This is a genomic window from Mesorhizobium silamurunense (genome assembly GCF_014843825.1).
In the GTDB taxonomy this organism is placed as follows: Bacteria; Pseudomonadota; Alphaproteobacteria; order Rhizobiales; family Rhizobiaceae; genus Mesorhizobium; species Mesorhizobium silamurunense.
This window is the reverse complement of record NZ_JHQR01000142.1, coordinates 1-1,362: the sequence shown is the minus strand read 5'-3', so window position 1 is coordinate 1,362 and position 1,362 is coordinate 1. Positions and strand designations below refer to the sequence as shown.

The window sequence follows — 1,362 nt, the reverse complement described above, 5'->3', positions numbered from 1 at the left end:
CCTCAACACGCCGAATAGAGAAGCGCGACAGGTAGGCCAGCACGGCCTCGGGTCCGGCGAAAGGTGGCTTGGCATAGACGAACCAGTTCTTCCGTCTGAGCGGTGCTAGGAATTTGGCGAAGGCGCAGCGCTCGCTTAAGCCGGCATTGTCGCCGAAGAACGTCAGCCGGCCGGCGGCATGGGCCTCGGTCAGCTTGGCCAGGAAGAGCCGCCGGAACAGTCTTGACAGCACGCGCACGGGCAGGAGGAAGCCGGGCCGGCAGGACACCCACCGCTCACCATCGAGCACGATGCCGCCGCCGGGCACGATCATATGGACGTGCGGATGATGGGTCATCGCCGAGCCCCACGTATGCAGCACGGCGGTGATGCCGATGCGGGCGCCGAGGTGCTTGGGATCGGCGGCGATGGTGAGCATGGCCTCGGCGGCGGCGCGGAACAGGAGGTCATAGATCATCGCCTTGTTGTGATAGGCGATGTCGGCGACCTCGGCCGGCAGGGTGAAGACGACGTGGAAGTAGCCGACCGGCAAGAGATCGGCCTCGCGTGCGGCGAGCCATTCCCTTGCCGCCGCGCCTTGGCACCTTGGACAGTGTCTATTCCTGCAGCTGTTATACGCAATGCGACTGTGGCCGCAGTCCTCGCACGCCTCGACGTGACCGCCGAGCGCTGCGGTGCGGCAGGTCTGGATCGCCGACATCACCTTCAGCTGGCCAAGGCTCAAGTGGCCGGCCTGGGCCGCGCGCCAGGCGGCGCCATGACGATGGAAGATGTCGGCGACCTCCAGGGACGGGCGGCGCACCGCCGCCGCGTCATCCGTCCGGTCGTGTCTCGTCCTCCGTGAGCAGCTTGATCCGGTCGAGCGGGCTCATCACGGTGTGGATCGTCTTGGTGGCAACGTGGGCATAGAGTGCGGTCGTGTTGAGTTTGGCATGCCCGAGCAGGACTTGGATAACGCGGATGTCGACGTCCTGCTCCAGGAGATGTGTGGCGAAGGAGTGCCTCAGGGTGTGCGGCGTTACCCGCTTCTTGATCTCGGCGGCTTCCGCCGCCGCATGAACGGCGCGGTTCATCTGCCGCGTGGACAGCGGCGTGATCGGGTTGCGGCCCGGGAACAGCCAGCCCTGCGGCAGCATCACGCCGCGGCGTCTGCCCACACGCCACCAGGCGCGCAGAAGGACGAGCAGCTGCGGCGACAGCATGGCGTGGCGGTCCTTGCGGCCCTTGCCCTGCTCGACGCGGATCAGCATGCGCGTGGAGTCGATATCGCTCACCTTGAGCGCCACGATCTCGGAGACCCGCAAGCCGGCCCCGTAGGCCGTGCCGAGGGCGGCCTTGTACTTCGGACCCGGTGCGGCTTCG

The 1,362-nt window shown here is 67.0% G+C and carries 2 protein-coding genes; both read right to left on the bottom strand.

Annotated features, from left to right (window positions below; translation table 11 throughout):
- A partial coding sequence (locus tag DH10_RS16440) for an IS91 family transposase (protein WP_192385004.1) occupies positions 1-802 on the bottom strand: 802 nt, incomplete at its 3' end.
- A gap of 10 nt (positions 803-812) precedes the next feature.
- Positions 813-1,362, bottom strand: a 550-nt coding sequence (locus DH10_RS16435; RefSeq protein WP_192385003.1) for a tyrosine-type recombinase/integrase, incomplete at its 5' end; no start/stop codon positions are given.